This window comes from Bradyrhizobium sp. th-b2 (assembly GCF_000426785.1).
GTDB classification, from domain to species: Bacteria; Pseudomonadota; Alphaproteobacteria; order Rhizobiales; family Xanthobacteraceae; genus Bradyrhizobium; species Bradyrhizobium septentrionale.
The window spans coordinates 1-25,817 of sequence record NZ_AUGA01000073.1 but is presented as its reverse complement, the minus strand read 5'-3'; the positions used below and the strand labels follow the sequence as shown (position 1 = coordinate 25,817).

The following is a 25,817-nucleotide window of genomic DNA, read 5'->3' as shown; positions in this document are numbered from 1 at the left end:
AACACCGCCGAGTTCAGCGTCGCGAAGTAATTGTCCGTGGTCGGCACCACGGTGCCGAGATATTTCTGCACCAGCTCGGGATGCTCGCGGATCGCCTCCGAGATCGGCATGAAGATCACGCCGGCCGCCTTCAGCTCCTTCTGGAAGGTGGTCGCCACCGACACCGAATCGAACACGGCGTCGACCGCGATCTTGCGGCTGGGCGACAGCGCGCCACCAGGCGGCGGCTCGACGCCTTCGAGGATCGCAACCTCGCGCAAGGGAATGCCGAGCTTCTCGTAGGTCTTGAGGATTTCCGGATCGATCTCGTCGATCGAGGACAGCGTCTTCTTGGGCTTCGGCGCCGCGTAGTAGTAGATGTCCTGATAGTCGATCTTCGGATAGTTGACGCGCGCCCAGGTCGGCTCGGTCATGGTCAGCCAGCGGCGATACGCCTCCAGGCGCCATTCCAGCATCCAGGCCGGCTCATTCTTCTTTGCAGAGATGAAGCGGACGGTGTCTTCCGACAGCCCCTTCGGGGCCTTGTCGGACTCGATCTGCGTCTCAAACCCATATCGATACTGGTCGACGTCGATGCGCCGGACGCGCTCGACCGTCTCTTGTACAGCAGGCATTCAATCCTCCGCTCGCGGTTTCAAGGACCGCGGTGGATCTCAAGTTCCGAAAATCTCTTACGAAGCTTTGACGACGAAATCGGCTTAGAACAGTTCAAGCTGTGTTTCGTCGTTCTCCTCTAACTAAGGTATCGGCGAGCTTTCGCCAAGCCTTGAGGGTCAAATCCACGTCTGTCTCCGTGGTAGACCAGCCAAGACTGAGCCGCACCGCTCCCTGGGACACGTCAGAACGGTATCCCATTGCCTCCAGGACATGGGACGGCTGCACCTTGCCCGACGAGCAGGCGGAACCGGAGGAGACCGCTACGCCCGCGAGGTCGAACCCGATGACCGCCGTCTCGGCCTTCATCCCGGGCGCTGTGAAAAGAACGGTATTTGGCAACCTTTTGACGTCGTCTGAGAAGACCAGCGAGCCCGGCGTCTGCCGCAGACCGTGCTCGAGCCGGTCGCGCAGCCCTCTGACGCGGGCGGCATCAGCCTTCAGCGACGCCATCGCGGCCTTCGTTGCCGCACCAAACCCGGCGATCCCGGCGACGTTCTCGGTCCCTGCCCGCCGCCCATGCTCCTGTCCGCCGCCGCGCAGAAACGCCTCCAGCCCTTCGACATCAGGGGCGAGCACCAGCGCGCCGGTGCCCTTCGGTCCGCCGATCTTGTGCGCCGACAGCGTCATGAGGTCGGCCTGCGTCGAGGCCAGATCGAACGGGATCTTGCCGAACGCCTGGATCGCGTCGACATGCAGCAGCCCGCCAGCCGCATGGACGAGCCCGGCGGCGTCAGCGACCGGCTGGATAGCACCGGTCTCGTTGTTCGCCAGCATCACCGAGACCAAAGCCGGCGGACCGTCCGCCAGCAGCGCGCGCAAATGATCGAGATCGATCACCCCGGCGCGCGTGACATTGATTGCCGAGATCGCATCCGCCGAAAACCGTCCGCCCGCGAGCACGGACGCATGCTCGATCGCCGACACCAGGAGACGCCGCACCGGCGCGCTCGCAGCGCGGCGCAATCCCGGCGTCAACGCCAGCGCATTGGCCTCGGTCCCGCCGGAGAGAAACACCACGTCCTGCGCGCGGCCGCCGACCGCCTTCGCCACCGCATCGCGGGCGTCCTCGACCAGCCGTCGCGCCCGCCGTCCCTCGCTGTGCACGGAGGACGGGTTGCCGCTCAAGTCCCACGCAGCAACCATCGCCACTTTCGCCTCAGCGCGAAGCGGCGTGGTGGCATTCCAGTCGAGATAGACGCGATCGGCCATGCAGTCTGTCCGCCGCAACCACCATGGTTGCGGCCTTCCACTGCGACATAACGACGGTCGGGCATTGAGACCAGATCGGAGTCACCGGCAGGCGAGATTTTTCACGCTCGCTCGGAGCCTCGTCTTGTTGCCAAGCAAGACAGTCACAGCTCCCTGCGCGCGCATCACACAGCGCATATTCGCCCCCGCCAAGCTGCACAATTTCCTTGATTTTTGCCCCTTGCGTCATGCTAGAAGGCCTTCCAGCGTGCCGCCCGGCGGTGCCTGCGCCGCTTTCATCATGAGCCGCTTTGTTCGCGCACCGTCGCTGAAGATGGCTCCAACCGATTGATTGATCGACGTCAATCGAGGGAACGCAATGCCTGAAGTCATTTTCACCGGCCCTGCCGGCCGTCTCGAGGGCCGTTATCATCCGGCCAAGCAGAAGAACGCGCCGATTGCGATGATCCTGCATCCGCATCCGCAGTTCCACGGCACGATGAACCACCAGATCGTCTATCAGTGCTACTACGCGTTCGCACATCGCGGCTTCTCGGTGCTGCGCTTCAATTTCCGTGGCGTCGGCCGCAGCCAGGGCTCGTTCGATCACGGCACCGGCGAATTGTCTGACGCCGCGAGCGCGCTCGACTGGGCGCAGGCGATCAATCCGGAAGCGCGCGCCTGCTGGGTTGCCGGCTTCTCGTTCGGCGCATGGATCGGCATGCAGCTTCTGATGCGCCGGCCTGAGGTCGAGGGATTTATCTCGATCGCACCGCCCGCCAATCTCTACGACTTCTCGTTCCTCGCGCCCTGCCCGTCATCGGGTCTGATCGTGCACGGCGACAAGGATGCCGTGGTTCCGCCGAAGGACGTCAACACGCTGGTCGAGAAGCTGAAGACGCAGAAGGGCATCGTGATCGACCAGCAGGTCATCCCCGGCGCCAACCACTTCTTCGACGGCAAGCTCGAGCCGCTGATGGAGACGGTGACTGGCTATCTCGACATGCGCCTCGCCAACGTGCGGTGAAGCCAAGACCTTGTAGCCCGCATGAGCGAAGCGACATGCGGGTCGCAACGGCGCAAACCCCTGATATCGCTTCGCTCATCCGGGCTACGGTCCCCGCCTATTCCGGCGCGAACTTCAACACGGCGATGCCGACCAAGACCAGCGCGATCGCCGCAACCTTCATCGGGTTCAAGGCTTCGTTGAACAACAGCACGCCCATGGTCAGCGTGCCGACCGCGCCGATGCCGGTCCACACCGTGTAGGCGACGCCGACGCCGAGCACCTGCAGCGCGCGCCCGAGCAGGAACACGAAGGCGGCGAGCAGCACCAGCGAGACCAGCGTCCAGCCGAGCCGCGTATAGCCTTCGGCATATTTCATCGAGATCGCCCAGCCGACATCAAGCATTCCGGCGACGACGAGCGCGATCCAGGCAACCGAGTGCGACATGGCTTACGCGGCAAGCTTCAGCATGTGCGCGCGGTGGCCGACCAGGAACGCGTGCAGCAGCGCCGGATAGTCAGGTGAAACGGCGCTGCGCACGCTAGGCCGCTGCGCCAGCGCGCGGCGCCAGGCGCGCAGTTTTGCCGTATGCGTGAACACCGCGAGATCGGTCAGCTGGTCGAACAGATCGAAGTAGCGGAACACCGGCGCGAACACCGCATCCACCAGGCTGAAATTTGGGCCTGCGAAGAACGGCCCCGCACCCAGCGCCGCCTCGACCCGCGCGAATTTTGCGGCGACCGCCTGCCGCTTGCCCTCGAAGGCTGCGGCATCGGTTGCCGTCTCGAGCCCCCAGAGATCGCCGAGAATGGCCGAGCCGAACTCCATCCAGGCGCGATGCTCGGCGCGCACCAGCGCCTCCTTGGGATGCAGCCTGGCGCCGGCCTGCGTCTCCTCGATGTACTCGCAGATCACGTTGCTCTCGAACAGCGCGACCTCGGCGCCGTCGTCGCGGGTCACCACCAGCACCGGCACCTTGCCGAGCGGCGAGATCTTCAGGAACCAGTCCGGCTTGTTGCCGAGATCGATGTCGATCCGCTCGAACGGCACGCCCTTCTCATGCAGCGCGATCACCGCGCGTTGCACATAGGGGCAGAGCTTGTGGCTGATCAGCTTCGGGGCGGCCATAGCGAACCTCGCGTTCAATGCAACTGCATCGAATTAAATGCAGCGGCATGGAACTGTCAAGGTAGATGCATTTGCATCTAAATCACGGTCGCGCGATGATGCCCCCGGTCATCGGGATCGGCACCCCCGTCGTGGCGGGATAGCTGAGCGGCAGGCCCTTCAGGCCGCGCGCGGCGAGGAAGCCGAAGGCCTGCGCCTCGATGGCGTCCGCCGCCCAGCCCAGCGCCTCGGCGGGTTCCACGATCGCCGGCGCCAGCCGTTCGCGCAGCATCCGCATCATGGTGAGGTTGGAGGCGCCGCCGCCGGAGACGATCCAGCTCTTCGGCACCTTCGGCAGCAGCGGCACGACGCGGGCGATCGCGGCCGCAGTGAAGGCGGTCAGGGTTGCAGCGCCATCAGCCGGCGCCACGGCGCCGAGCTTCAGGCTGGCAAAGTCGTTGCGGTCGAGCGATTTCGGCGGCGGCAGCGTAAAGAACGGCAACCTCAAGGCCTGGGCGATCCAGGCCTCGTCAGCTTTGCCCAGCGCGGCGAACTTCCCAGCGGTGTCGAACGGCTGATGCATCTGGCGGAACATGAAGTCGTCGAGCAGCGCGTTGCCCGGCCCGGTGTCGCAGGCGATCAGCGTGTCGGTGCCGTCGATATAGGTGATATTGGAGACGCCGCCGATATTGACCACGACGATCGGCCCCTCGCGGTTCAGCGATTGCGCCAGCGCGCGATGGTAGACCGGCACGAATGGCGCGCCCTGCCCGCCGGCCTCGACGTCGGCGGCGCGGAAATCGTGCATCACCGGGATGTGGATCGCCTTGGCGAGCGCCAGGGCATCGCCGATCTGCACCGTCAGCTTCCGCTCCGGGCGATGCAGCACGGTCTGGCCATGGAACCCGACGATGTCGATGTCCTGGGCGGAGATCCGGGTCTGCGCCGTGAAGCTGGCGACCGCCTCGGCATGGGCTGTGGTGACCGCCTGCTCGGCCTGCCGCAGGATCCCCGGCCGGGCGTCGCGCCGCGACAGATGAACCGCCTCTGTCAGCGCCTGGCGCAGCAGGCTGCGCTCGCCGTCGGTATAGGGGCGATAGCCTGTGGGTCCGAAGGCCTTGATCTGGCGGCCGTCGGTCTCGATCAACGCGACGTCGACCCCGTCGAGCGAGGTGCCGCTCATCAGACCGAGTGCCGTTAACATCATCGTGGAAGCGCCCCAACCGGGAACCCCCGGCTTGTCTCAAACAAGTACATCCTATAATGCCACTGCGCGGCCGCCTGCGAGGCCTCAGCGTCAAGGTTCCGCAAATAGATGCAAAAACCGTAAAACAAGAATGATCTGGCTCGCCGACAAATGACTGCATTTAAATCGGATTTCCTGAATACTCTACAGGAACGCGGCTTCGTTCACCAGTGCTCCGATTTCGAGGGCCTCGACGCGCTTGCCGCGAAGGGCGAGGCGACCGCCTATGTCGGCTACGACTGCACCGCGCCGTCGCTGCACATCGGCAACTTCCTCACCATGATGATGCTGTACTGGCTGCAGCAGAGCGGCAACAGGCCGATCACGCTGATGGGCGGCGGCACCACGATGGTCGGCGACCCCTCCGGCAAGGACGAGACGCGCGCGATGCGCACGGTCGCGGAGATCGAAGCGAACAAGGCCTCGATCCGCGGCGTGTTCGCCAAGGTGCTGCGCTACGGCGACGGACATCCCGACGCCATCATGCTCGACAATGCCGAGTGGCTGACGAAATTGAACTGGATCGAGATGCTGCGCGACATCGGCCGGCACTTCTCGGTCAACCGCATGCTGACGATGGATTCGGTGCGGCTCCGGCTCGAGCGCGAGCAGGAGATGAGCTTCATCGAATTCAACTACATGGTCTGCCAGGCCTACGACTTCGTCGAGCTGTCGCGCCGCGCCGGCTGCCGGCTGCAGATGGGCGGCTCCGACCAGTGGGGCAACATCGTCAACGGCGTCGATCTCGGCCGCCGCATGGGCTCGCCGCAGCTGTTCGCGCTGACCACGCCGCTGCTCACCACCGCCTCCGGCGACAAGATGGGCAAGACCGCCAAGGGCGCGGTGTGGCTCAACGCCGACCAGTTCTCGCCGTACGACTTCTGGCAGTACTGGCGCAATGTCGAGGACGCCGACGTCGTCAAGTTTCTCAAGCTGTTCACGATCCTGCCGATGAGCGAGATCAACAAGCTTGCAGCGCTCGGCGGCAGCGAGATCAACGAGGCCAAGAAGGTGCTGGCGACCGAAGCCACCGCCCTGCTCCACGGCCGCGCCGCGGCCGCTGAGGCTGCCGAGACCGCACGCCGCACCTTCGAGGAAGGGGCGCTGGCCGAGACCTTGCCGACGGTGGAAGTTCCACGTGGCGAATTCGAAGCGGGATTCGGCGTGCTGGCCGCCTTCGTCAAGGCCGAACTCGTCGCCTCGAACGGCGAAGCGCGCCGGCAGATCAAGGGCGGCGGACTGCGCATCAACGATGCCGCCGTCACCGACGAGAAGATGCTGCTGACGTCGGCCAACCTGACGCCGGAAGGCGTCGTCAAGCTGTCGCTCGGCAAGAAGCGGCACGTGCTGCTGAAGCCTGCATAGGCATATTCGCATTTTGTCGGTTGCGGGGCATGCCGAAAGCGCGCTCCGTCCTTTGCGATGGACCAGAACACGCCCCTCGACGACAGGCTCGCGAAGCCGAAATCCACGCGCGTCGCGCTGAACGTGCTGGCGCTGTGCTTCGTGCTGTCGGTGCTCGGGCGCGGCCTCAGCGACAGTTTTACGGTGTTCCTGAAACCGATCTCGGAAAATTTCGGCTGGGATCGCGCCTCGGTGGTGTCGGTCTATTCGCTGGCCTGGCTCGCCAGCGGCCTCGCCGCGCCGCTGGTCGGACGCCTGTTCGACCGCTCGGGCCCGCGCGTGGTCTATGCGCTCGGCCTGTCGCTGCTCGGCTGCGCTTTCCTGGTCGCGTCGCGTGCCCAGCAGCTCTGGCAATTCCAGCTCAGCGTCGGCCTCTGCGTCGGTTTCGGCACTGCGCTGATCGGCAATGTGTCGAACTCGATCCTGCTCGGCCGCTGGTTCGGACCGCGGCTCCCGACCGCGATGGCGGTGATGTATTCGGCAATGGGTGCCGGCTTGCTGGTACTGCTGCCGCTGTCGCAGATTCTGATCGACCGGATCGGCTGGCGCGACGCCTATCAAATGTTCGGCGTCGGTGCGCTCTGCCTCCTTGTTCCACTCGTCCTTCTGCCCTGGCGTCTGCTCGCAGGCGGGTCGCCGCACATCGTCAGGAAGGCAGAGACCAGTCTGGCCGACGAAGGCTGGACGCTGCTCGGCGCGATGCGCCACCACGCCTTCTGGGCACTGTTCTCCACCTTCTTCTTCACGGCGGTCGCGATGTATGCGCTGACCGCGCAGATCGTCGCCTATTTGATCGATGTCGGCTTCCCGCCGCTGCAGGCTGCCACGGCCTGGGGATTCTCCGGCGTCGCGCTGTTCGTCGGCATGCTCGGCGTCTCCACGCTCGACGGCATCATCGGCCGCCGCCCGTCGGTGCTGTTCAGCTACGGCGTCTCGATCCTCGGCATCATCCTGCTCTGGCTGCTGCAGTGGTATCCGAACTACTGGTTGCTGACCGGCTTCATCATCTGCTTCGGCAGCATGATCGGCTCGCGCGGCCCGCTGATCACTGCGACCGCGCTGAAAATCTTCCGCGGCGAGCGCGTCGGCACCATCTACGGCACCATCATGATCGGCAGCGGTCTGGGCTCCGGCCTCGGCTCATGGGGTGGCGGCCTGATCCACGACTGGACCCACAGCTACAATCCGCTGATCGCCTTCGCGCTGGTCAATGTCGTGCTCGGCCTGATCCCGTTCCTGGTGGTGCCGGCGCTGCGGCGCTAGCGCTGCTTCCGTTCCGATTGAATCGGATCGGGGCTCTCGATTTTTTGTCTTGACGCATTTTCTCCTGGTGAACTGGTCCGCATCGCTCGAGTGCGGGACAGTCATGACATCATCATTCCGGTTTCACATCGCCGTCTTGTTCGCAGCGGTATTCAAGGACGCCAATTTCTCCAGGGAGGGCGTCAATCATGAATAGATTCGGAAAGTTCGCGATTGCAGTATTGCTCGGTTCGACCGCGCTCAGCGCGGCCGCACGCGCCGACGATGACGACCATCGCGCCATCGAACATGTGCTTCTGATCAGCGTCGACGGCATGCACGAGGTCGACCTGCAGCGTTATGTCAAGGGTCACCCGACATCGGCCTTCGCCAAGCTGCTGAGGCACGGTGTCCATTACACCAACGCGCACACGTCCCGCCCGTCGGATTCCTTTCCGGGGCTGCTGGCGTTCATGACCGGCGCCTCGCCGAAGACGCACGGCGTGTTTTATGACGACACCTACGACCAGACCCTGTATCCGCCCGGAAGCAACTGCCAGGGCAAGCCGGGTACTGAAGCCACATACTTCGAAGCGCTCGATTACGATCTGAACAAGCTCGACGGCGGTGGTCCGGCGAATTCCGACCACATCAATCCGGCGAACCTGCCGCTGCGCAAGATCGGCAGCGCCTGCCAGCCGGTCTATCCGCACGCGTACCTGAAGAACGACACCACGACGATCATGGAAGTCATCCACGAGGCCGGCCTGCGCACGGCCTGGTCGGACAAGCACCCGGCCTATGAGATCATCAGCGGCCCCTCCGGCAAGGGCCTCGATGAGCTCTATGCGCCCGAGATCAATTCGACGACCGTGCTTGCCACCGCACCTCAGTTGATCCCGACGCCTCAGGCCAGTGACGATTGGACCGTGAACCCGGTCTACACCCGCTACTACGACAATCTGAAGGTCACCGCCGTCCTGAATTGGATCAAGGGCCTCGACCACACCGGGACCAAGACGGTCGGCGTGCCGGCGATCCTTGGTATGAACTTCCAGGCCGTCAGCGTCGGACAGAAGGTCACGGCCGACGGCTACACCGACGCGAAGGGCACACCGAGCGCGCAGCTCGAACTGTCGCTCGACTTCGTCGACAGCTCGCTTGGCCAGATGCTCGATCAGCTCGACAAGCAGCATCTCACGAAGAATACTTTGGTTGTCGTCGGAGCGAAGCATGGCCAGTCGCCGATCGACGTGGGCCAGCTTCACATGCTGAAGGGCTCTACCAATCCGAGGCTGCCGATCGGTCATGCCGACGTCGTCGACCCGGTCGACCTCCTGACCGCCGGCGGCGTCAAGGTGGCGCAGGAGACTGCCGACGACGTCTCGCTGATCTGGCTGGCCGATCAGACCCAGGCCGCGAAGGCCGTCGGCATCCTCGAGAACGACAAGGTCCTGCTGAACCAAGCCCGGATCGAGAAGATTTATGCCGGCGACGAGCTGGAGGACAAATTCGGTAACCCGGCGCAGGGCCGCACGCCCGACATCATCATCCAGCCGCTCCACGGCACGATCTACAGCGGCAGCTCGAAGAAGGTCTCCGAGCATGGCGGCTTCACCGACGACGATACCCACGTCCTGCTGGTCGTCGCCAACCCCGGCTTCGAAGGCGCTGTGGTTGATGACAAGGTCGAGAACAAGCAGGTCGCACCGACGATCCTGCGCGCACTCCACCTCAATCCCAACAAGCTGACCGGCGCCCGCGCGGAGCACACCGCCGCCCTGCCCGGTTTCGACCGCTGAGTCAGACGTCTGCTGAAGACTTAAAGTCAACGGCGCCCGATCCATTCGGGCGCCGTTTTCTTATGCCGTTCTGTGAACTCGCCTTTGCGCAAGCCAGACCGTACGGCCGCCTGCGCTTGTCCAATCCTCGACGACATGGGCAATCACGTCGAAGCCGATGCCATCCAGCAGCGCCGTGTATTCGTCCGGCCCCAGGCTCGCGTGATAGAGCGGATCGCCGCGATACTGGCCGACGCTTTCGCCATGGTGCGGCCCGCTGTTGAACATCAGCACAGCGGATGGGCCGGCGTGTCGGGCGAACACGTCGAACATCCCGCGCTGGTCCTCCGGCCTGAGATGAAAAAAGCTGTCCCAGGCGAGCACGCCATCGAATTGACGCCCAAGCCGCAGCGACCGCATATCCCGGACGACGAATTCATGTTCGGGGAGTCGCTCACGGCACAGGGAAATGAAGGTCGGCGACGCGTCGACGCCGGTGACGCGAAGCCCGCGCTCGGCCATGTGCCGGGCAACCGGGACACCCGATCCGCAACCGAGATCGAGCACATCAGCCGCGGCAGGCAGCGCCTTGATGAAGCGATCATGCCACGGCTTGTCGTTCCAGTCGGCCGCGCGCCGGTCGGCATCCCACGCGGTCGCGTGGCGCTCGTAGTGATCGATGATCTGGCTGGCCCTGTCCTGCAAGTCTGATCCAGCTTGGCCGGCTGCAACGGATCATGCCCTAATTGTTCGTCGGCGGCAGATCGGTCGGATTGTATTGATTGAAGTCGAAGATCTTCCGCGTCAGCCCGGGCGCCAGCGCCGAGATCGGGTTGACGCGCAGCACTGGCTGGTTCGGCGTGCCGACCACCTCATAGGTGACGCCGATCAGCCCCTCATTGCTGCCTGCGCCGAGGAATATCCCGAAAAACGGGATCTGTCCGAACATGTTGTTCAAGCCGTACATCGGAATGAAGGTGCCGTTCATCCGCACCTGGTTGCCGACATAGTCGATGCTGCCCTTGATGGTGGCGCCGATGCTCGGTCCCTTGACCACGCCGTCGCGGATCGAAAGCTGGCCGCTCTGGCGCGTGAACTCGGCGCGCAGCGCGTCGAACCCGATGCCGTTCTGGGTGCTGATCGGCCCGCCGGCGACCGCGCGGTCGAGCTGGGCTTCGCCCTTCACCGAGAAGTCGCGAATGGTGATCAGGCCGTCCTTGGGACCCTGATCCGGTGTCGGCGGCTCCAACGCCAGCATGAGCTGACCGCCGATCACCTTGGAATAGGTATCGATGAAGCGCAGCAGCGCGCCGGCGTCGCCGGTTTGCAGATAGATCACTTCCCGTGCCTGCTGGCGCCGCAAGTCGACGCTGACGGGGGTGGCTTGGCCGCCGACCTTGCCGGCCAGCGTGAACGCCTTGAAGTACCCGTTGCGGCGCGAGATCTTGGCGTCGACGCCGCGCATCGCCTCGCCGTTGAAGCCGGCCACAGCGCCGAGTTTCAGATCGGCATCGAAATCGGTGGTCTTGGCCTTGCTCTTGGGATCGCTGTCGCGGCCGGAGATCGCCGATTTCAGGAAGCCGCGGCCGTCGAACACGTCGCCGCGGATCGTCACCTTGATCACGCCGTCGGGACCGCGATCGGCCCGCAACGATGTCTTGTCGCCTTCCGACGGCGCGTAGGTCGGGAAGTTCGCATTCATCAGGTCGCCGTTCTGGTCGACCTCGAGCGCGCCCTTGATCGACACGCCGCTGCCTTCGATCGAGATGTCCTCGAACCGGGTCGATTGCCCCTTCGGCACCACGTTGAAGGTCGCCTTGCCGGCCCTGCCCTGCGCCTTGACCCAGCCCGGCAGGATGTTGTCGAGCTTGAGCTGGGTGAGATCGGCCTCGACGCCCATCTTGGTGGCCGGATTGTCGCCGCTGCCGATCTTGCCGCTCAGCTTGATCGGGATCGCGCCCGAGACCGCCGGCCCGAGATCGAGCCCGAGGCGTGCGCGGCTCGCGTCGTCCAGCGTCGCTTGCAGCTTGACGTCGGCGTCGCCGTCGGCCGGCTTGCGGTAGTCGAGCGACGCCGCCTGTCCGTTGATCTTGACGTCGCCCTTGACCTGGAAGCCGGCGTTGCTGGCGATCACCTTCAGCGTATTGGCCTCGAGCTTCTGGTTCATCACCAGCTTGTCGACGGCAACACCGGCGATATCGGCGGTGACGGAATATTGCGTATCGGCCTTGGTCAGCTCGCCCTTCACGGGCATGCCGAGATTGATCGTGGCCGTGACGTTGCCCTTGCTGGCGTTGGGATCGATCGGCGGACCGGAGAGATCGCTGAGCCGGTCGGATGCCAGGATTTCGGCGGCGGCCGGCACCGGGCAGTCGACTCGGAACTTGACCTTCGACGGCGACGGTTTGGGCGCCATGTCCGGCACTTCGAAGGTGAAGTCCGACAGCGTGATCTTGCGGCCCGCCGGCGTGTCGGCGATGCCCTGGTTGATGGTCACGGTCGCGGTGCGGCCGGTGACCCTCGCCTTCAGGTCCGCATCATGCACCGCAGGCATCTTGTCCACCGGACGCACCGTGACTCCAGAGGCGACAATGTTGACCGAGAGGCCGTCATCCGGAATCGGCGGTCCCTTGCGGGACAGATTGTGCACCGGCGAGTTGACCCCGACATCGATGCGCTGGAGCGTGCCGCGGTCGATCCGTTCGAGCACCCATTCGCGCACCTCGGGCACGATGATGACCGGCCACATCCGCTTCAGGGCGGAGGCCGACATCGGCGTGCCGGCAAAACCGAGTTGCAACCGCGGCTCGCCGGAATAATCGATGCTGCCGGTACCGGCGACGCCGATCTCGCCATTGGAGATGTCGGCCTGGGTCAGCAGCACGCGCTTCTTGTCGGTATCGAACCGGAAACCGATGTTGATGCGATTGAAGATCAGCGGCGGCTCATTCTTGTCGGCGTCGGCCAGCACGATGGTGCCGCCCGACAGACCGGCCTGCCAGTCCGTGACATTGTCGTTCGGTGGTTCGAGATGGCCGAGCAGCGTGATGCGATTGGCGCCCGAGACGATCTTGATCGGCGCCAGCAGCACGCGCCGCCCTGAATCCCATTCGACGCTCATCTCGGCCGAATCTACCGGCATCGGATAGTCGGGCGTGTCGGTGTCGATGATGTTGCCGGCGCCGACATTGACCTTGCCGCGGAAGTAGGTCGGCAGGCCGTCGCGGCCGAGCTCGCCTTTCAATTCGCCCGATAACGGCAGGTCGGCGCTGTAGGTCAGGTCCTTGGTCCGGAGCGCGAGCAGGATGTTGCTGGTGGAAACCTTGTCGGCCTTGATGTCGACCGAGCGCACGCCGTTGGTCTGCGGCCCGATCACCATGCGCACCGACCAGGGCTTTGCGCCCTCCTCGCCGAAGCTGAGTGCAACGCCGCCGCCGCTCGGGCGCCGCAGGCTCAGGCTGATATTCTCAAAACTCCATTTGTTGCCGCGCTGCTGGTCGTCGACGACGAGATTGCCGTTCTTCAGGCCGATCTCGTTGAGGTTCTGGCCGTCGAGGCCGGTCAGGCTGAGACTGTCGAGCCAGTCGAGACCGGCGAGCAGTCCGCTCTGGGCCGATTCGGGCGTGGCCGCCGAGGGCCCGGAGGCAACCGGCGGCGACGGCACCGCGGGCGACGGTGCGGCGGGCACCGGACGCGGGAATGTCGGCGGCATGCCCGCCTCCCTCTTGGAGGCAACGCCGGTAGCAAGCGGCTTGGCGGTATCGCCGGTGGATACGGTCACATAGCCATCGGGCGTGATGCGGACCGACAGCTCCGCATCGACCAGGTTGAGGCTCTCCGCCCGCAACTGCCCCATCAGCAGCGCCGTGCCCGACAACCGCACCTCGGCCTTCGGCGCACTCGCCACGATCGCATGGTCGCGGTCGCGCACGATGATGTCCCGGATGCGCACCGCGATCCTGACGCGGCCGGCGCGCTCGATCTGGGTTCCACCGACCTCGACGGTGTTGCCGTGGCCGATATTTTCCTCGATCGCCGCGGCAAGCCACGGCGTCGCCATGTCGAAATTGATTGGACCGGCACCGAGCCGCCACCACAACGCGGCGAAGCAGGTCGCGAAGATCACGACGAGCACCGCGAGGACCAGACCGATGCGACGAATCCAGCGCCCGCCATTCAGCCAGCGCTGCATGCCGGAGCAGAAGTCGGTGAAGCGATGCAGGTTGCCGTTCGAACGCGACAGCAATTGCCGCGCACGGTGGCCCGCCGCCTCATCCTGCTCGTCCCACGCGGCGTCGTCTTCCCCTTGCGAGAAGTCAGCCCCGGCGCGCGGATTTGGACCCTGCGGCGACGTGTTCCTTGCCATTGCCTCTCGGTGCTGACGGCGAAGCTGATCGCCGCCATCAGGACGCCCGTCGATTCGTATCGAGCGCTCCTGTGCCGGCATCGCCGCCTATCCTCGCCTAATCATGTTACTCGCCGATGGCCCCAAGAACGGACCAAAAGAACGGACCAAACAACCCAAACAAAAGCCAATTCAGCAAGCGGACGGGTAACGCGTCGAATTCCTTGTCACCATACTCCGTGGCCATCAAACTTGCCCAGCGGCCGATGCGAATCCGGCCGCCGCGAATGAGACCCGCAATACCTCAATGGTTGAGCCTCGGAAAGCGACGAAAGGAAGGCGTATGTCCAAGAAAACGCGCAAGAAATCCTCCAACACAACCGGAAAGCGGGTCGCAACAAAGGTTGCGCGCGCCGCAAGCGCAAGCACTGGGAAGTCCGCGACCAAAACCCGCACAACCGCTGCGAAAGAGGCAGCCGCCAAAACAACCAAGACCAGGACCAGGACCGCGGCGGGTGTTCGAAGCAAAGCCTCGCACAAGGCTGCGTCGAAACCGTTAAAGCGTGAGCCGGCCGCGTCAGTGACCAAGCCGTCCGCCGTCACACTCGCGGAAGGCGCCGCGGCACCTGGCTTCAGCCTGCCGCGCGACGGCGGCGGCACTGTTTCGCTTAAGGATTTCGCCGGCAAGAAGCTGGTGCTTTTCTTCTATCCCCGCGCCGACACCCCTGGCTGCACCCGGGAGGCGATTGACTTCACCCGGCTCAAAAGCGAGTTCGCCGCGACGGGTGCCGAGGTGGTCGGCATATCCGCCGATACGGTTAAGGCGCAGGAGTCATTTCGAAACAAACACCAGCTGTCTGTGCCGCTGGTCTCCGACCCGGCCCATCAGATGCTGGAGGCGTATGGCGCCTGGGGCGAAAAATCCATGTATGGCAGGACCTTCATGGGAATTATTCGCACCACGGTTTTGGTCGATTCCGGCGGAAAAGTCGCCCGGATTTGGCGCCACGTGAAGGTCGACGGCCATGCCGAAGCGGTACTGGAGGCCGCCCGAGCGATCTGATCGGAGGGGTTCCGTTTCCTGAAAATTAACCATGGCGAGCTCAAATCGCCCCCGCAGATTAGCCGTACGGAGCTTGGTCCGACCGGCCGCGGGAGTACCGATGTCGAGCCGGTCCGGTCATCACCAGGAATACCAGAAACACCATCATCCGCAGGACCATGGCCGGACGCCCGCACGCCGTCCGGCAGCGCAGCACGCCGCTCCGGCCGCAGCGGTGGCGGCCTCCGGCGAGGGCTACACCATTGTCCATGCCGGCAAGCAGGTCCGGTTCGGGCCGGTCGTGTTCTGGATCGCGGTCGGCACCGTGGTCCTGCTCGGCATGTGGTCGGCGGCGACCGCGACCTATTTCGCATTCCGCGACGACGTCCTGACCCGGCTGATCGCCCGCCAGGCCGAGATGCAATACGCCTATGAGGACCGCATCTCCGAGCTGCGCGCCAAGGTCGATCGCACCACCAGCCGCCAGCTGCTCGACCAGGAGCAGTTCGACCAGAAGCTCGACCAGATCATGAAGCGGCAGTCGACGCTTGAATCGCGCGCCACCGCGCTCGGCGCAATGCCCGATGCCACCTCCACCGGATCGATCAAGCCGCAGGGCCGCGCCGAAACGTCGCCCTCCTCCGGCTCGCCAAAACCCTCGCCGATCAGCGACACCGTGATCTTCGTGGCGCCGCCGGATCGCGAGGCGCGGCTGGAATCGCGCGCACCGCTGATCGCCAAGGCGCAGCCGAACCAGTTCGCCAAGGCCCAGGGCGTCGACAACGTCCTGGTCCGTCTGCAGACCTCGCTTGACCAGGTCGAGCGGCGCCAGGTTGCCGCGCTGTCCTCGGTCGAGGACGGCATCGAATCGCGGGTGCGCCGGATGCGCGGCGTGATCTCCGATCTCGGCCTCAACATGGCGCAACTCGAAGCGGCGACGCCGCGCTCCGGCATGGGCGGGCCCTTTGTCCCTGTGAAACTCTCTGCCGACGCCGGCGCGTTCGAGCGCCAGCTCTATCGCATCAACATCAACCGCGCCCAGATGCAGCGGCTGAACCAGACGCTGGCGCTGGTGCCCTATCGCAAGCCCGTCGTCGGCGAAGTCGAGTTCACCAGCGGCTTCGGCGTGCGCTCGGATCCCTTCCTCGGCCGGCCGGCGATGCACACCGGCCTCGACTTCCGCGCCGCCCAGGGCGATCCGGTACGCGTCACCGCCAACGGCAAGGTGGTGTCGGCTGGCTGGGCCGGCGGTTATGGCCGCATGGTCGAGGTCGATCACGGCAACGGCCTTTCGACCCGCTACGGCCATCTCTCCGAGATCGGCGTCAAGGTCGGCGACACCGTCAAGATAGGCCAGGTGATCGGCGCCGTCGGCTCGACCGGCCGCTCCACCGGTCCGCATCTGCACTACGAAACCCGGATCGACGGCGAAGCCGTCGATCCGCAGAAATTCCTCCGCGCCGGCGTCCGGCTCAGCGCGGGCTAGCTCCGTCGCTCGACAGCGATCTGAACATCGGCGCAAGCGGCCCCGCTTGCGCCGATCTCGTTTGTGGCGTCAGCGCCGGCCGCCGCCCATGCCACCCGGGGGTCCGCCGCCACCGAATCCGCCGCCCGGCCCGCCACCGCCGAAAGGTCCACCACCTCCGCCGAATCCACCGCCGGGTGGCCCAAAGCCGCCGCCGGGCTCCGGACCGGTCGATCCACCCGTGGCCGGATTGGGCGCAGGACCGCCGCCTGGCGGCAGTCCGCCCGACGAACCCGGAGGCGCACCGCCGGGACCGCCACCAGGACCACCGCCGGGTCCACCGCGCCCGCCGGGACCATGTCCTGATCCGGGTCCGCCGCCACCGGATCCACGTCCGGGCGTGCCGGGGCTCCGTACCGAGGAGCCCGGGAACTTGCCAACCGACTGCACCGATTCGACGCGCAGCTCGCGCGTGCCAGACAGCTGCGCATTGACCACCACGCGCGTATCGGCCGCCGGCGAGAAGCGCGAATGATCGCGCGCGACGAAGCCGGAGCCGAGTTGCAGATCATTGCCGACCCGCCGCACATAGGCCTCGATCAGGAGCCGGTTGGCGCCGGCGAGATCGGAGAAATCGTCGGCCCGGCTGCGCGCGACCTGCATCACGCCCTGCGCGACCTGGCCCTCGGCATAGACGCGCTGGCCGGCGAGCGCGGCGTTGACGCCGGTCAGCTTGAGATCGCCGATGCGCAACGCCCCGGAGCTATCGCGCTCGAGTGGCCCGGTGACATGCGTCGCGGCGGCGCTGTGCTGCTGCACCAGGCTCGCGACGACGACGCCGTCGGTGCGGCGCAGCCCGAACACGGCGACATGGGCGCCCGGCTTCAGCCAGCTCTCGCTGCCGCTCCAGGCGACCTTCTGGCCGAGCACCGTCAGCTCGCCTGGCTTCATGTGCTCGACCGGCCCGGTCACCTCGCTCGCTACATCGATGCGTTTGGTCGACAGCGTGCCGCCGGCATCGCGCTGCGCCACCACGCGCGCGAGCTGTCCGATCCGCAGCGCTTTCGCGCTCGCCGCCTCGCCGTCGATCCGCACCGGCACGTCAGCCGCGTAGGCGACGCGCTCACCGTTGACATATATCGAGCCGAAACGCTGGATCACGCCGACGATGCCGGTGCCGCCGATGCCCTGATCCGAGCCGGTGATCCCGGTGCCGCCGATGCCCTGGTCGCTACCGCGCTTCTTGCCCTGCGCGCCCGCGAGCGACGTTCCGGCGAGCCAGAACGCTGCAAGCAGCGCGCGGCGCGAGATGACGGGCGGGCGCTTCATGACGCGCCGCCTTCGTCCGCATCGTCATCGACCGGGCCGTCCGGGCCTTCGCGATAGATGTAGATGCCGAAATTCCAGCGATAGTCGCCGCCCTTGTCCTTGGCCAAAGCGCGGTTGGCTTCGCGGTTGGCGACCTTCAGCGCCTCCATCGCGAGCTCACGCGAACGGCCCTCGAGCCGTTTCGCCAGCTTGGCCGACAGCCCGTCATAATGCACCGCGCGTTCGAGGAAGCGCGGCGTCGCCGACGACACGTTCATCTCGGCGGCCGCGACGTGGTCGTGCAGGTTGCGGCCGAGATAGTGCCATTTGCGGTCGTCGTCGCCATGCGGGACGAAGGCCTCCTCGACCAGCATGATCTCGTCATCGTCGTTGATGGTGACGAGCTTGCGGTCGAGCCATTCGTCCAGCACCGCGCGCGGCCGCACGTCCTTGGTGATCGATTCGACCAGCGACTCGAACGACGGCGCGCCGCCATCCGCGGTGCGCGGCAGCGGCAGCGGGTCGCCCTTCGCGTCGGTGAATTCGGGCGCGGCCAGCCAGCGCGCGATGATCGCGCTGGTGCGCGACAGCGTCGCCGGCACCGCGTTGACCGGCGCGCCGGCGCCGCGCAGCCGCGCCACCTCCTTGCGGTGGATGCCGGTCAGCAGGCTGACGCGGCTGTCGGTCTGCTCCTTGCCTTCGAGCGCGAAATCGTGCTCGGCGACGTTGACATAGAGCTCGCGCAACAGCTGGGTCAGCGCCGGAAACGTCATGCCGCCGCGGATGCAAAGTCGGACCAGCGGACGCAGCATCCGCGCCAGCGGCGAATGCAGCTTCGCTGCGGCAATCGGCGCTGACGATGCCGGTTTCGGCTTCGGGACTTTGGCATTCATGCCCAAGTTTTAGCCGTCCGTCGCGTGGGACACAATCCCACCCCACTTGACGTGTGACATTTTCCCACTTATGGGAAATAAAGTCACCTCCGGAGACAATGCGCGCTTGCGGGCGCTGACGTCACGGTCCGTGGCGCTGCGCCAGCGATACGGACCGCTCCATGACGCCTGCCCGATTCGACCTTGCGATCGCGGAAGCCTGCCGGGTCGCCCAGGTTCCATACGAGGAGTTCGTGGCGACGGTGATGGCGGGCAGCTATCCCTGCCTGCCGGGTGTTGTGCCCGGCTCGCCGCGCCGCTTCGACGAAACCGACCTGGTGGCGCTGTACATCTATGGCCGCCTGCTCGCCTTCGGTTTCGGCGCCTTGCGTGCCGGCGAATATGCCTGCCGCGCGCATGCCGGGCTCTCCGCCGAGCCGCGGGCGCTGTCGATCTCGATCGCGCTGACATCGGATGGCGGCAAGCGCGTCGTGATCGAACAGGACCTGCAGCGACCCGCGGCCGCGATGCTGCCCGAGCGGATCCATTTCGACATCGCCGCCATCCGCGGCCAGTTGCAGCCATCCGCCGCACGCAGCACGGCCGAGCCGGCCTGACGCCTGCTCCCAGCTCGTCGTGCCCGGGCATGACGATCAGTTGTCGCCTGCCGCACGCGATAGCTCTGCTCATTTCCTCGTCATTTCGCTCAGCTCGCGCCGTCGTGGCGCGACCGTGACGTCACGCGGTCGCGTCTCCCCTTCTTCAAAAAAAGTTATCCATCGCCACACGTGGGACATAATCCCACATTTTAGTTCGACGTCATTGACGTGTGAAGTTTTCCCACGTATCCAGAATCCATCCAGCAGGGAATCCGACGCAATGTCTCTTCGTTCGGTCCGCTACCCCGGTTCGCCTTGCGAACCCGGTCGGTTCGCCGCCACCACACTCCGCTTCACGCCGCAGGCGCCCTGCGGCCCGATCGAGCCGGTGTTTCCGGCGCTGCTGCGCTCTCTGGTGTTCTTCACCGCGCTAGCGCTGCCGTTCGTCGTCGCCCTGTTCGCAGCATGATCCGGATCGAGCCGCCCATGATTGTTGTCAACGCGCCGGTCCGGCGCCCCTCGGTGCTGCACATCTTCAAGGTCTACTACCCCGACCTGTTCGGCGGCACGTTGACGGTCATCCGCGACATCTGCGCCGGCCTGAAGGACACCTTCAACGCCGCGGCATTGGTCTGCTCGCGCTCCGGCGGCGAGCGGCAGATCGTGGTCAACGACGTCGCCGTCGAGCGCGTGCACTCGTTCGGCGACGTGCTGTCGCTGCCGGCCGCGCCGACCTATCCGTGGCGGCTGTGGCGCCGCATCGGCGAGCACGATCTGCTGGCGCTGCATGCCCCCTTCCCGCTCGCCGACCTCGTGTTCGCGCTCGGGCTCGGCCGTGCGCGTCCGCTGGTGGTGCACTGGCACGCCGATATCGTCTCGCACGCGGCCTTGCGGTTCCTCGTCGAACCGTTGATGCGGCGGACGCTGCGTCGCGCCGCTGCGATCATCGTCTCTGATCCGGTGCTGCTCGAGACCACGCCGCTGCTGCAGGAATTTTCCGACAAATGCCACGCCGTTCCATTTGGTGTGGACGTTGCGAAATATGACCGGCCGGCGGCCCAGCCGGATGACGTCAACGCGCGCGGCCGCCTGGTGCTCGCCTGCGGTCGGCTGGTGCCCTACAAGGGCTTTGACGTGCTGGTGCGCGCGGCGCACGCCCGCAATTTCGAGGTCTGGATCGTCGGCGAGGGCCGCGAACGCGAGAATCTGGAGCAGTTGATCCGCGACTACGGCCTGCAGGACCGCGTCCGCCTGCTCGGCTCGGTGTCCGAGAGCGAGCGCGTCAAGCTGATGCGCATCGCCGACGTCTTCGTGATGCCGTCGGTGACCAATGCAGAGACGTTCGGGCTGGTGCAGCTCGAGGCGATGGCCGCGAGCCGCCCCATCGTCAACACCGCGCTCGACACCGGCGTTCCGCATGTCGCCCGCCACGGCCTCGAGGCCATCACGGTGCCGCCGGGCGATCCCGCAGCGCTTGCCGACGCCGTCGAGACCCTGATCAACGATCCCGAGCGGCGCCGCCGCATGGGTCAGGCCGCGCGCCATCGCGCCATCACGAAATACTCAACCACAGCCTTCAAGGAGGGAGTCGAGACAGTGTACCGCAAGGTCGTTACCGACGAGGCCACCGCAAAGGACGCAGGTTCACCAGCCCCAGCCTCGCGTCCCCAAACGGCCGGTCTCGTCGGGGCGGTCCAGATCGCGGCAGCACTGGCCTGGTCCGACGTGCGCCATCGCTACGTCCGCTCCCTCCTTGGACCCTTCTGGATGTCGATCCAGATGGCCATCATGGTCGCCGTGCTCGGCTCGGTCATCGGCCATCTCTCCAACGCGAGCGCGCTGGCGCGGCTGCCGATGCTTGCGGCGAGCCTCACCGCCTGGACCTTTCTCAACAGCGTCGTGCTCGACGCCACCACCGCGTTGCAGAACTCGGCCAGCCTGATCAAGGATCGCGCGCTGCTACCGGTGGTGTTCCTGCTGCAATGTACCTTACGACAGGCGCTGTTCGCGGCCCACAATGCGGTCGTGCCGCTGATCCTCTGGCTCGCGCTGACGCCCCGCGATGTCGGCGGCGCCATCGCCGCCCTGCCCGGCCTTGCCCTCTACGTCGTCTGCACGCTGGCCCTGAGCCTCGTGCTCGGCGCGCTGGCAACACGTTATCGCGACATCAAGCCGATCATCGAATCCTCGCTGACCCTGGCATTCCTGGCCTCGCCGATCATCTGGACAGAGGAGATGATCGATCGCGGCTCCACGGTGATGCGGCTCAATCCGCTGACGCATCTGTTCGCGATCTGGCGCGATCCCTTAGCGACCGGTCACGTCGCGACGACCAGCGTGATCTACGTGCTCGCCTGCCTCGCTGTGCTCGCGGTCGCCGCGACCGTCACCGTCGCCCATCTGCGCAAAGCGGCGTTCTGGATCTAGGCATGGCAAGCATCCAGCTCCGCGACGTCTGCCTCGACTATCCGCTGTACGGCGCCTACGACTTCTCGCTGAAGCGCCGCGTGCTCGGGCGGCTGTTCCGCCAGGGCAGCGAGATGCGCACCATCCGCGCGATCGACAACATCTCGATCGATGCGAAAGCCGGCGCACGCATCGGCCTCGCCGGGCCGAATGGCTCCGGCAAGTCGACGCTGCTGCGGCTGATCGCCGGGGTCTTTCCGGCGACCAGCGGCCGGGTCGAGATTTCCGGCAACATCGTGCCGCTGCTTGGCTTAGGGGCCGGCGTCAACCTCGATTTCGTCGCCGCCGACAATATCAACCTGCTGCTGCGGATCTCGGGACGCAAGCCGACGCCGGCTATCCTCGACGGCATATGGGCCTTCACCGAACTGGAGGAACGCATGCAGCGGCTGCCGCTGCGCATGTTCTCCTCGGGCATGCTGATGCGCGTGCTGTTCGCGACCGCCACCGCCTTTCCCGCCGACATCCTGCTGCTCGACGAATGGCTCAGCGTGGTCGACGAGAATTTCTCGGCCAAGGCGGAGCAGCGGCTGCGCAAGATGGTCGAGACCGCGGCGATCGTGATCATCGCCTCGCACGACCATGCGCTGCTGCGCCGCACCTGCACCAGCATCATCAATCTCGATCACGGCCGCATCGCCAGCACCGTTGCGCTGGATGCTCCCGTCCCGCATCACCTCGAGCTCAGAGAAATCAGCGCATGACAAAGATCCTGGTCGTCAGCGAGGCGCTCGGCGAACCCAACCACAAGCGCGGCATCTTCCACTTCACGCGCGAATTGATCCGCTCGCTCGCCGGCGACGGACATCAATTGACGCTCGTCGTGGAGACCACGCGCCGCTATCGGAAACTGCGCCGCAGGCAGCAGCGGACGCGCTTGCTGCCCCAGGACTCACGGCTGATCGAGCTGCTCGCGCTCTATCGTTTCCTCGATGAAACTGACATGAACTCGCCGATCATGCGCGGCGGCCTGCGCCGCACCGTCGACTGGTTCAAGCACAAGCTCAAGGCGGCGACCTCGCTTGAATTCATCATCGCCTTCCTGCGCTCGGTTCGTCTGCTGCCTACCAGCGTCAAGCTGATCGAGAACCGGACCGAGGGCCTCGAATACATTCCGACCGATTTGCGCCATCTCGAATTGTTCGGCGATTTCCTGCTCGAGCCCGGCTTCTACAGCTATCAGGACACGTCGGCCTTGACCCGGCTGCCCCCGCCGCGGGTCGACGCGCGCGACTATGACGTCATTCTCATCGACACCCCGACCCGGGTTGCGATCAAGCGTCATCCGAGCGCCAAGGTGATCTGCGTGGTCCACGACCTGTTGCCGATCACCGATCTCAAGCTGGATGACATCGCGACCCGCCTGTTCCTGTCGCGGCTTCTAACCAGCGTGCATCAGGCCGACGAGCTCGCCTTCGTCTCGAACTACAGCATGAACCGCTTCCGCGCCCTGCTCCCGCAATATGCGCACATTCCGACGCGGGTGGTCTATCCGCGGACCTGTTTCGACGTGGCGGAAGCGCCGCTTGCGCCGGTGACCACCGCCGTTCCGGCACGGCCGAGCTTCGTCGTCATCGTCTCGAATGAGCCGCGCAAGAACCTCGCGGCCGTCATCCGCGCTTTCCGCAAGCTGCCGGAGGCTGATCTCATCGTGATCGGCTATGCCGGCGGCGCCAATCAGGCGCGCAACCAGCCGAAAAACGTCCGCTTCTCCGGCTATGTCGATGAGCACGAGAAGGTGGCGCTGATCGCGGGCGCGCATGGCCTGATCATGCCGAGCCTCGCTGAAGGCTTCGGCGTCCCGATCATCGAGGCATTTGCGGCGAATACCCCCGTACTGTGCTCCGATATTGCCGTGTTCCGCGAGGTCGCGGGCGAGCTTGCAGACTATTTCGATCCGTTCTCGACCGAATCGATCTGCGCCTCGGTGCGGCGCGTTCTGGCGCAGCAGGAGCAATGGCGCGAGCGGATCCGCGAGCGCCGGACCGAGCTCGCCGAGCGCTTCGGCCATCATACCCAGGCGCGCGACCTGCTGTCCCATCGGGCTGCCCCCGAAATCGCGGCCGCCGCCGCGGCGCTGTCCGCCGCGATGGTTACATTCCACAGCGCGACCGCACACGGCGTGTGACCGGTCATGACCACCGATTCCGACGCCATTGGTCTTGCCATCGAACCGCCGATGCGATGGCGCGACCGTGTCCGCGCCTGGCCCGGCTCGGTCGCCTACCTCCGCGCCACCGATACAATGATCGCGCTGGCCGCGGCGTCGCTGCCCTGGTCGACGACCGCGCTCGCCGTCTTCATGCTGCTGTGGCTTGTCGCGGTGCTCCCGACCATCGACTGGGAGCAATTCGTTCTCGATCTCGCACGGCCGTCCTTTGCGTTGCCGATCGCATTGGTCGCGCTCGCGCTGGTCGGCCTGGCCTGGTCGGAGGCCGACTGGACCGAACGGCTGCACGGCATCAAGCCGCTCAGCAAGCTGCTGCTGCTGCCGTTCCTGCTCGGCTACTTCCAGCGCTCGCAGCGCGGGCTCTGGGTCTTCATCGCCTTTCTGGCCTCGTGCACGCTGATGATGATCCTGTCCTGGATCGTGCTGGCGTTGCCGCAGCTCAAGCTCGCGCACACCGCGTCCGCAGGCGTGCCGGTCAAGAACTATGTCGACCAGAGCCAGGAATTCGCGCTGTGCGCCTTCGCGCTGGCGCTGCCGGCATTGACGGCGCTGCAGGCCCGGCAATGGCGCATCGCGGCAGGCTGCCTCGCGCTGATCCTGCTGTTCCTCGCCAACATGTTCTATGTCGTCTCGGCGCGGACCGCGCTGGTCTACATACCGGTGCTCCTGATCCTGTTCGCTTCGCTGCATTTGTCACGACGCGCCACGCGGCTCTTGTTCGCCGCTGTCGCCGCAGCGAGCCTTTTGGTCTGGACCACATCCCCCTATCTGCGCCAGCGTATCGCCGATGTCGGCATCGAGTATCGCGCGCACGACACCTCCGGCATCGCCTCCACCGCGCAGCGGCTGACCTATTGGCGGAAGTCGGTGAAATTCATCGCCGGGGCGCCATGGCTCGGGCACGGCACCGGCGCGATCAAGCACATGTTCACGCAGGATGCCGCCGGACAGACCGGCCTGCAGGCCGAGGTGATCAACAATCCGCACAACCAGACCTTCAATGTCGGAATCCAGTGGGGGCTTGCCGGCATCTTGTTGCTCTACGCCATGTGGTATAGCCACATCCGCCTGTTCACCGGCCGCGATCTCGTTAGCCGCGATCTCGTCACCTGGATCGGGCTTGCCGTCGTCGTGCAGAACATCACGAGCTCGCTGCTCAACTCGCATCTGTCCGATTTTCACGAAGGTTGGATGTACGTGATCGGCGTCGGCGTCGCCGGCGGCATGGCGGAGCGGGCGCGGCAGCCGGAGAAGATTTTGGCGAAAGGTGCCGCGGCAGAGGTCGTCGCATTGAAACGGTAGCCGCCGGAACGAATTGAATCCGACGAGAACGGATGCCGGACCGGCTAGCACGCGGGCTGCGGCAAAATCCAACCGGCAGCGGCAAATATTCCAGAAGTCACAATGAGTTCTCCAATGAAGAGACCGCCTCCGCCAACGACGGCTCGGGTTGCTCGGCTGGGGGGTGGTGGTAGTGACTACCCAGAATTAGCTGAGGGGTTCCGGATGGGACTTGTTGACGAGTTGAAAGCAGCCATCAAAACGCTCCAGGCGGAAAAGAAGACCCTTAGCCCGTCCTATTCGTGAGAGTGCGGCTTTTGGGCCCGATTGATGCGGCCGTACATCTGCTCTGACGAGGCGCACAGGATTGCCTTCGGCTTTTCACCGCCTGACGACCGGTACTTTGCAACGCGCTTGAGGTGTAGGTTGGGCGAACGGGGGGCGGACGCCCCGCCGGTCAAGGACCGAGCGGCAGCAGCGCGCCTGGCAAGCCGCGGATCAGGTCGGCTTCGGGACATGCCGCGGCAAACGCAAGGCGAATGCGGCTCGTGGTCTCGACGACACGGGCAGCGAGTTTCAAGAGACGAAGACGCAGCGTCGCGAACTCGGCTGTGGCCAATTCCCGGGCTTTGGGAAT

21 protein-coding genes and 1 pseudogene are annotated in these 25,817 nt (G+C 65.4%); 12 read left to right on the top strand and 10 right to left on the bottom strand.

Annotated elements, in window-relative coordinates; translation table 11 throughout:
• Both K359_RS0140870 and K359_RS0140865 read right to left on the bottom strand, forming a co-directional pair.
• A pseudogene (locus tag K359_RS0140870) lies at positions 1-614 on the bottom strand (Fe-S cluster assembly protein SufB); the annotation flags it as partial.
• Positions 615-708: 94 nt separating this feature from the next.
• Entirely contained in the window at positions 709-1,866 is a 1,158-nt protein-coding gene (locus K359_RS0140865; protein ID WP_029084372.1) for a cysteine desulfurase family protein, read from the bottom strand.
• 358 nt (positions 1,867-2,224) lie between these two features.
• Here K359_RS0140865 and K359_RS0140860 point away from each other — a divergent pair, with 358 nt between their 5' ends.
• The gene (locus K359_RS0140860; RefSeq protein WP_016843213.1) at positions 2,225-2,872 is read left to right on the top strand and encodes an alpha/beta hydrolase; all 648 of its coding nucleotides are present in this window, start codon (positions 2,225-2,227) and stop codon (positions 2,870-2,872) included.
• A gap of 97 nt (positions 2,873-2,969) precedes the next feature.
• Here the strand turns inward: K359_RS0140860 and K359_RS0140855 are convergent, their stop codons facing one another.
• From K359_RS0140855 to K359_RS0140845, 3 genes are all read right to left on the bottom strand, one after another.
• Positions 2,970-3,299, bottom strand: a complete 330-nt coding sequence (locus K359_RS0140855) for a multidrug efflux SMR transporter (protein WP_029084371.1) — start codon at positions 3,297-3,299, stop codon at positions 2,970-2,972.
• Positions 3,300-3,302: 3 nt separating this feature from the next.
• Positions 3,303-3,980 (bottom strand): glutathione S-transferase family protein, encoded by a 678-nt coding sequence (locus K359_RS0140850; RefSeq protein WP_029084370.1) that lies wholly within the window; start codon positions 3,978-3,980, stop codon positions 3,303-3,305.
• 82 nt (positions 3,981-4,062) lie between these two features.
• Positions 4,063-5,166: an anhydro-N-acetylmuramic acid kinase gene (locus tag K359_RS0140845; RefSeq protein ID WP_029084369.1), complete on the bottom strand. Its 1,104-nt coding sequence runs from the start codon at positions 5,164-5,166 to the stop codon at positions 4,063-4,065.
• Positions 5,167-5,316: 150 nt separating this feature from the next.
• Here K359_RS0140845 and tyrS point away from each other — a divergent pair, with 150 nt between their 5' ends.
• The 3 genes from tyrS to K359_RS0140830 all read left to right on the top strand — a co-directional run bounded on the left by tyrS (position 5,317) and on the right by K359_RS0140830 (position 9,653).
• The gene (gene tyrS, locus K359_RS0140840) at positions 5,317-6,570 is read left to right on the top strand and encodes a tyrosine--tRNA ligase (protein ID WP_029084368.1); all 1,254 of its coding nucleotides are present in this window, start codon (positions 5,317-5,319) and stop codon (positions 6,568-6,570) included.
• Between the two features lie 57 nt (positions 6,571-6,627).
• On the top strand, positions 6,628-7,872 hold the full coding sequence (locus tag K359_RS0140835; RefSeq protein ID WP_029084367.1) for an MFS transporter: 1,245 nt from the start codon (positions 6,628-6,630) through the stop codon (positions 7,870-7,872).
• Between the two features lie 188 nt (positions 7,873-8,060).
• Entirely contained in the window at positions 8,061-9,653 is a 1,593-nt protein-coding gene (locus K359_RS0140830) for an alkaline phosphatase family protein (protein WP_029084366.1), read from the top strand.
• 60 nt (positions 9,654-9,713) lie between these two features.
• On the opposite strand, the gene K359_RS0140825 is transcribed toward K359_RS0140830, so the two are convergent.
• Entirely contained in the window at positions 9,714-10,337 is a 624-nt protein-coding gene (locus tag K359_RS0140825; protein WP_029084365.1) for a class I SAM-dependent methyltransferase, read from the bottom strand.
• Positions 10,338-10,374: 37 nt separating this feature from the next.
• Entirely contained in the window at positions 10,375-14,079 is a 3,705-nt protein-coding gene (locus tag K359_RS54755; protein ID WP_035977986.1) for a DUF3971 domain-containing protein, read from the bottom strand.
• A gap of 241 nt (positions 14,080-14,320) precedes the next feature.
• On the opposite strand from K359_RS54755, the gene K359_RS0140805 reads away from it, so the two are divergent.
• Both K359_RS0140805 and K359_RS0140800 read left to right on the top strand, forming a co-directional pair.
• On the top strand, positions 14,321-15,040 hold the full coding sequence (locus K359_RS0140805; protein WP_165123435.1) for a peroxiredoxin: 720 nt from the start codon (positions 14,321-14,323) through the stop codon (positions 15,038-15,040).
• Positions 15,041-15,140: 100 nt separating this feature from the next.
• Positions 15,141-16,505, top strand: a complete 1,365-nt coding sequence (locus K359_RS0140800) for a M23 family metallopeptidase (protein ID WP_029084362.1) — start codon at positions 15,141-15,143, stop codon at positions 16,503-16,505.
• A gap of 69 nt (positions 16,506-16,574) precedes the next feature.
• Here the strand turns inward: K359_RS0140800 and K359_RS0140795 are convergent, their stop codons facing one another.
• Positions 16,575-17,813: a DUF5666 domain-containing protein gene (locus tag K359_RS0140795; RefSeq protein ID WP_029084361.1), complete on the bottom strand. Its 1,239-nt coding sequence runs from the start codon at positions 17,811-17,813 to the stop codon at positions 16,575-16,577.
• The gene (locus tag K359_RS0140790; RefSeq protein WP_029084360.1) at positions 17,810-18,685 is read right to left on the bottom strand and encodes a DUF6502 family protein; all 876 of its coding nucleotides are present in this window, start codon (positions 18,683-18,685) and stop codon (positions 17,810-17,812) included. The genes K359_RS0140795 and K359_RS0140790 overlap by 4 nt, the downstream gene beginning before the upstream one ends.
• 161 nt (positions 18,686-18,846) lie before the next feature.
• Between K359_RS0140790 and K359_RS0140785 the strand changes: the two genes are divergently transcribed.
• The 6 genes from K359_RS0140785 to K359_RS54750 all read left to right on the top strand — a co-directional run bounded on the left by K359_RS0140785 (position 18,847) and on the right by K359_RS54750 (position 25,201).
• Entirely contained in the window at positions 18,847-19,281 is a 435-nt protein-coding gene (locus K359_RS0140785; protein ID WP_029084359.1) for a hypothetical protein, read from the top strand.
• Between the two features lie 262 nt (positions 19,282-19,543).
• Positions 19,544-19,732, top strand: coding sequence for a hypothetical protein (locus tag K359_RS0140780; RefSeq protein ID WP_029084358.1), 189 nt, complete (start codon positions 19,544-19,546; stop codon positions 19,730-19,732).
• Positions 19,733-19,749: 17 nt separating this feature from the next.
• Positions 19,750-21,690, top strand: coding sequence for a glycosyltransferase (locus tag K359_RS0140775; protein ID WP_029084357.1), 1,941 nt, complete (start codon positions 19,750-19,752; stop codon positions 21,688-21,690).
• A 2-nt stretch (positions 21,691-21,692) separates the two neighbouring features.
• Complete coding sequence (locus K359_RS0140770; protein WP_029084356.1) at positions 21,693-22,433, top strand: ABC transporter ATP-binding protein; 741 nt, start codon at positions 21,693-21,695, stop codon at positions 22,431-22,433.
• Positions 22,430-23,857, top strand: coding sequence for a glycosyltransferase family 1 protein (locus K359_RS0140765; RefSeq protein WP_029084355.1), 1,428 nt, complete (start codon positions 22,430-22,432; stop codon positions 23,855-23,857). Before K359_RS0140770 ends, K359_RS0140765 begins: the two co-directional genes overlap by 4 nt.
• 6 nt (positions 23,858-23,863) lie before the next feature.
• A complete protein-coding gene (locus tag K359_RS54750) occupies positions 23,864-25,201 on the top strand; it encodes an O-antigen ligase (protein WP_051346683.1) in 1,338 nt (445 codons plus the stop codon).
• Positions 25,202-25,637: 436 nt separating this feature from the next.
• On the opposite strand, the gene K359_RS54745 is transcribed toward K359_RS54750, so the two are convergent.
• On the bottom strand, positions 25,638-25,817 hold a 180-nt coding region (locus K359_RS54745; RefSeq protein WP_051346682.1), incomplete at its 5' end, for a transposase.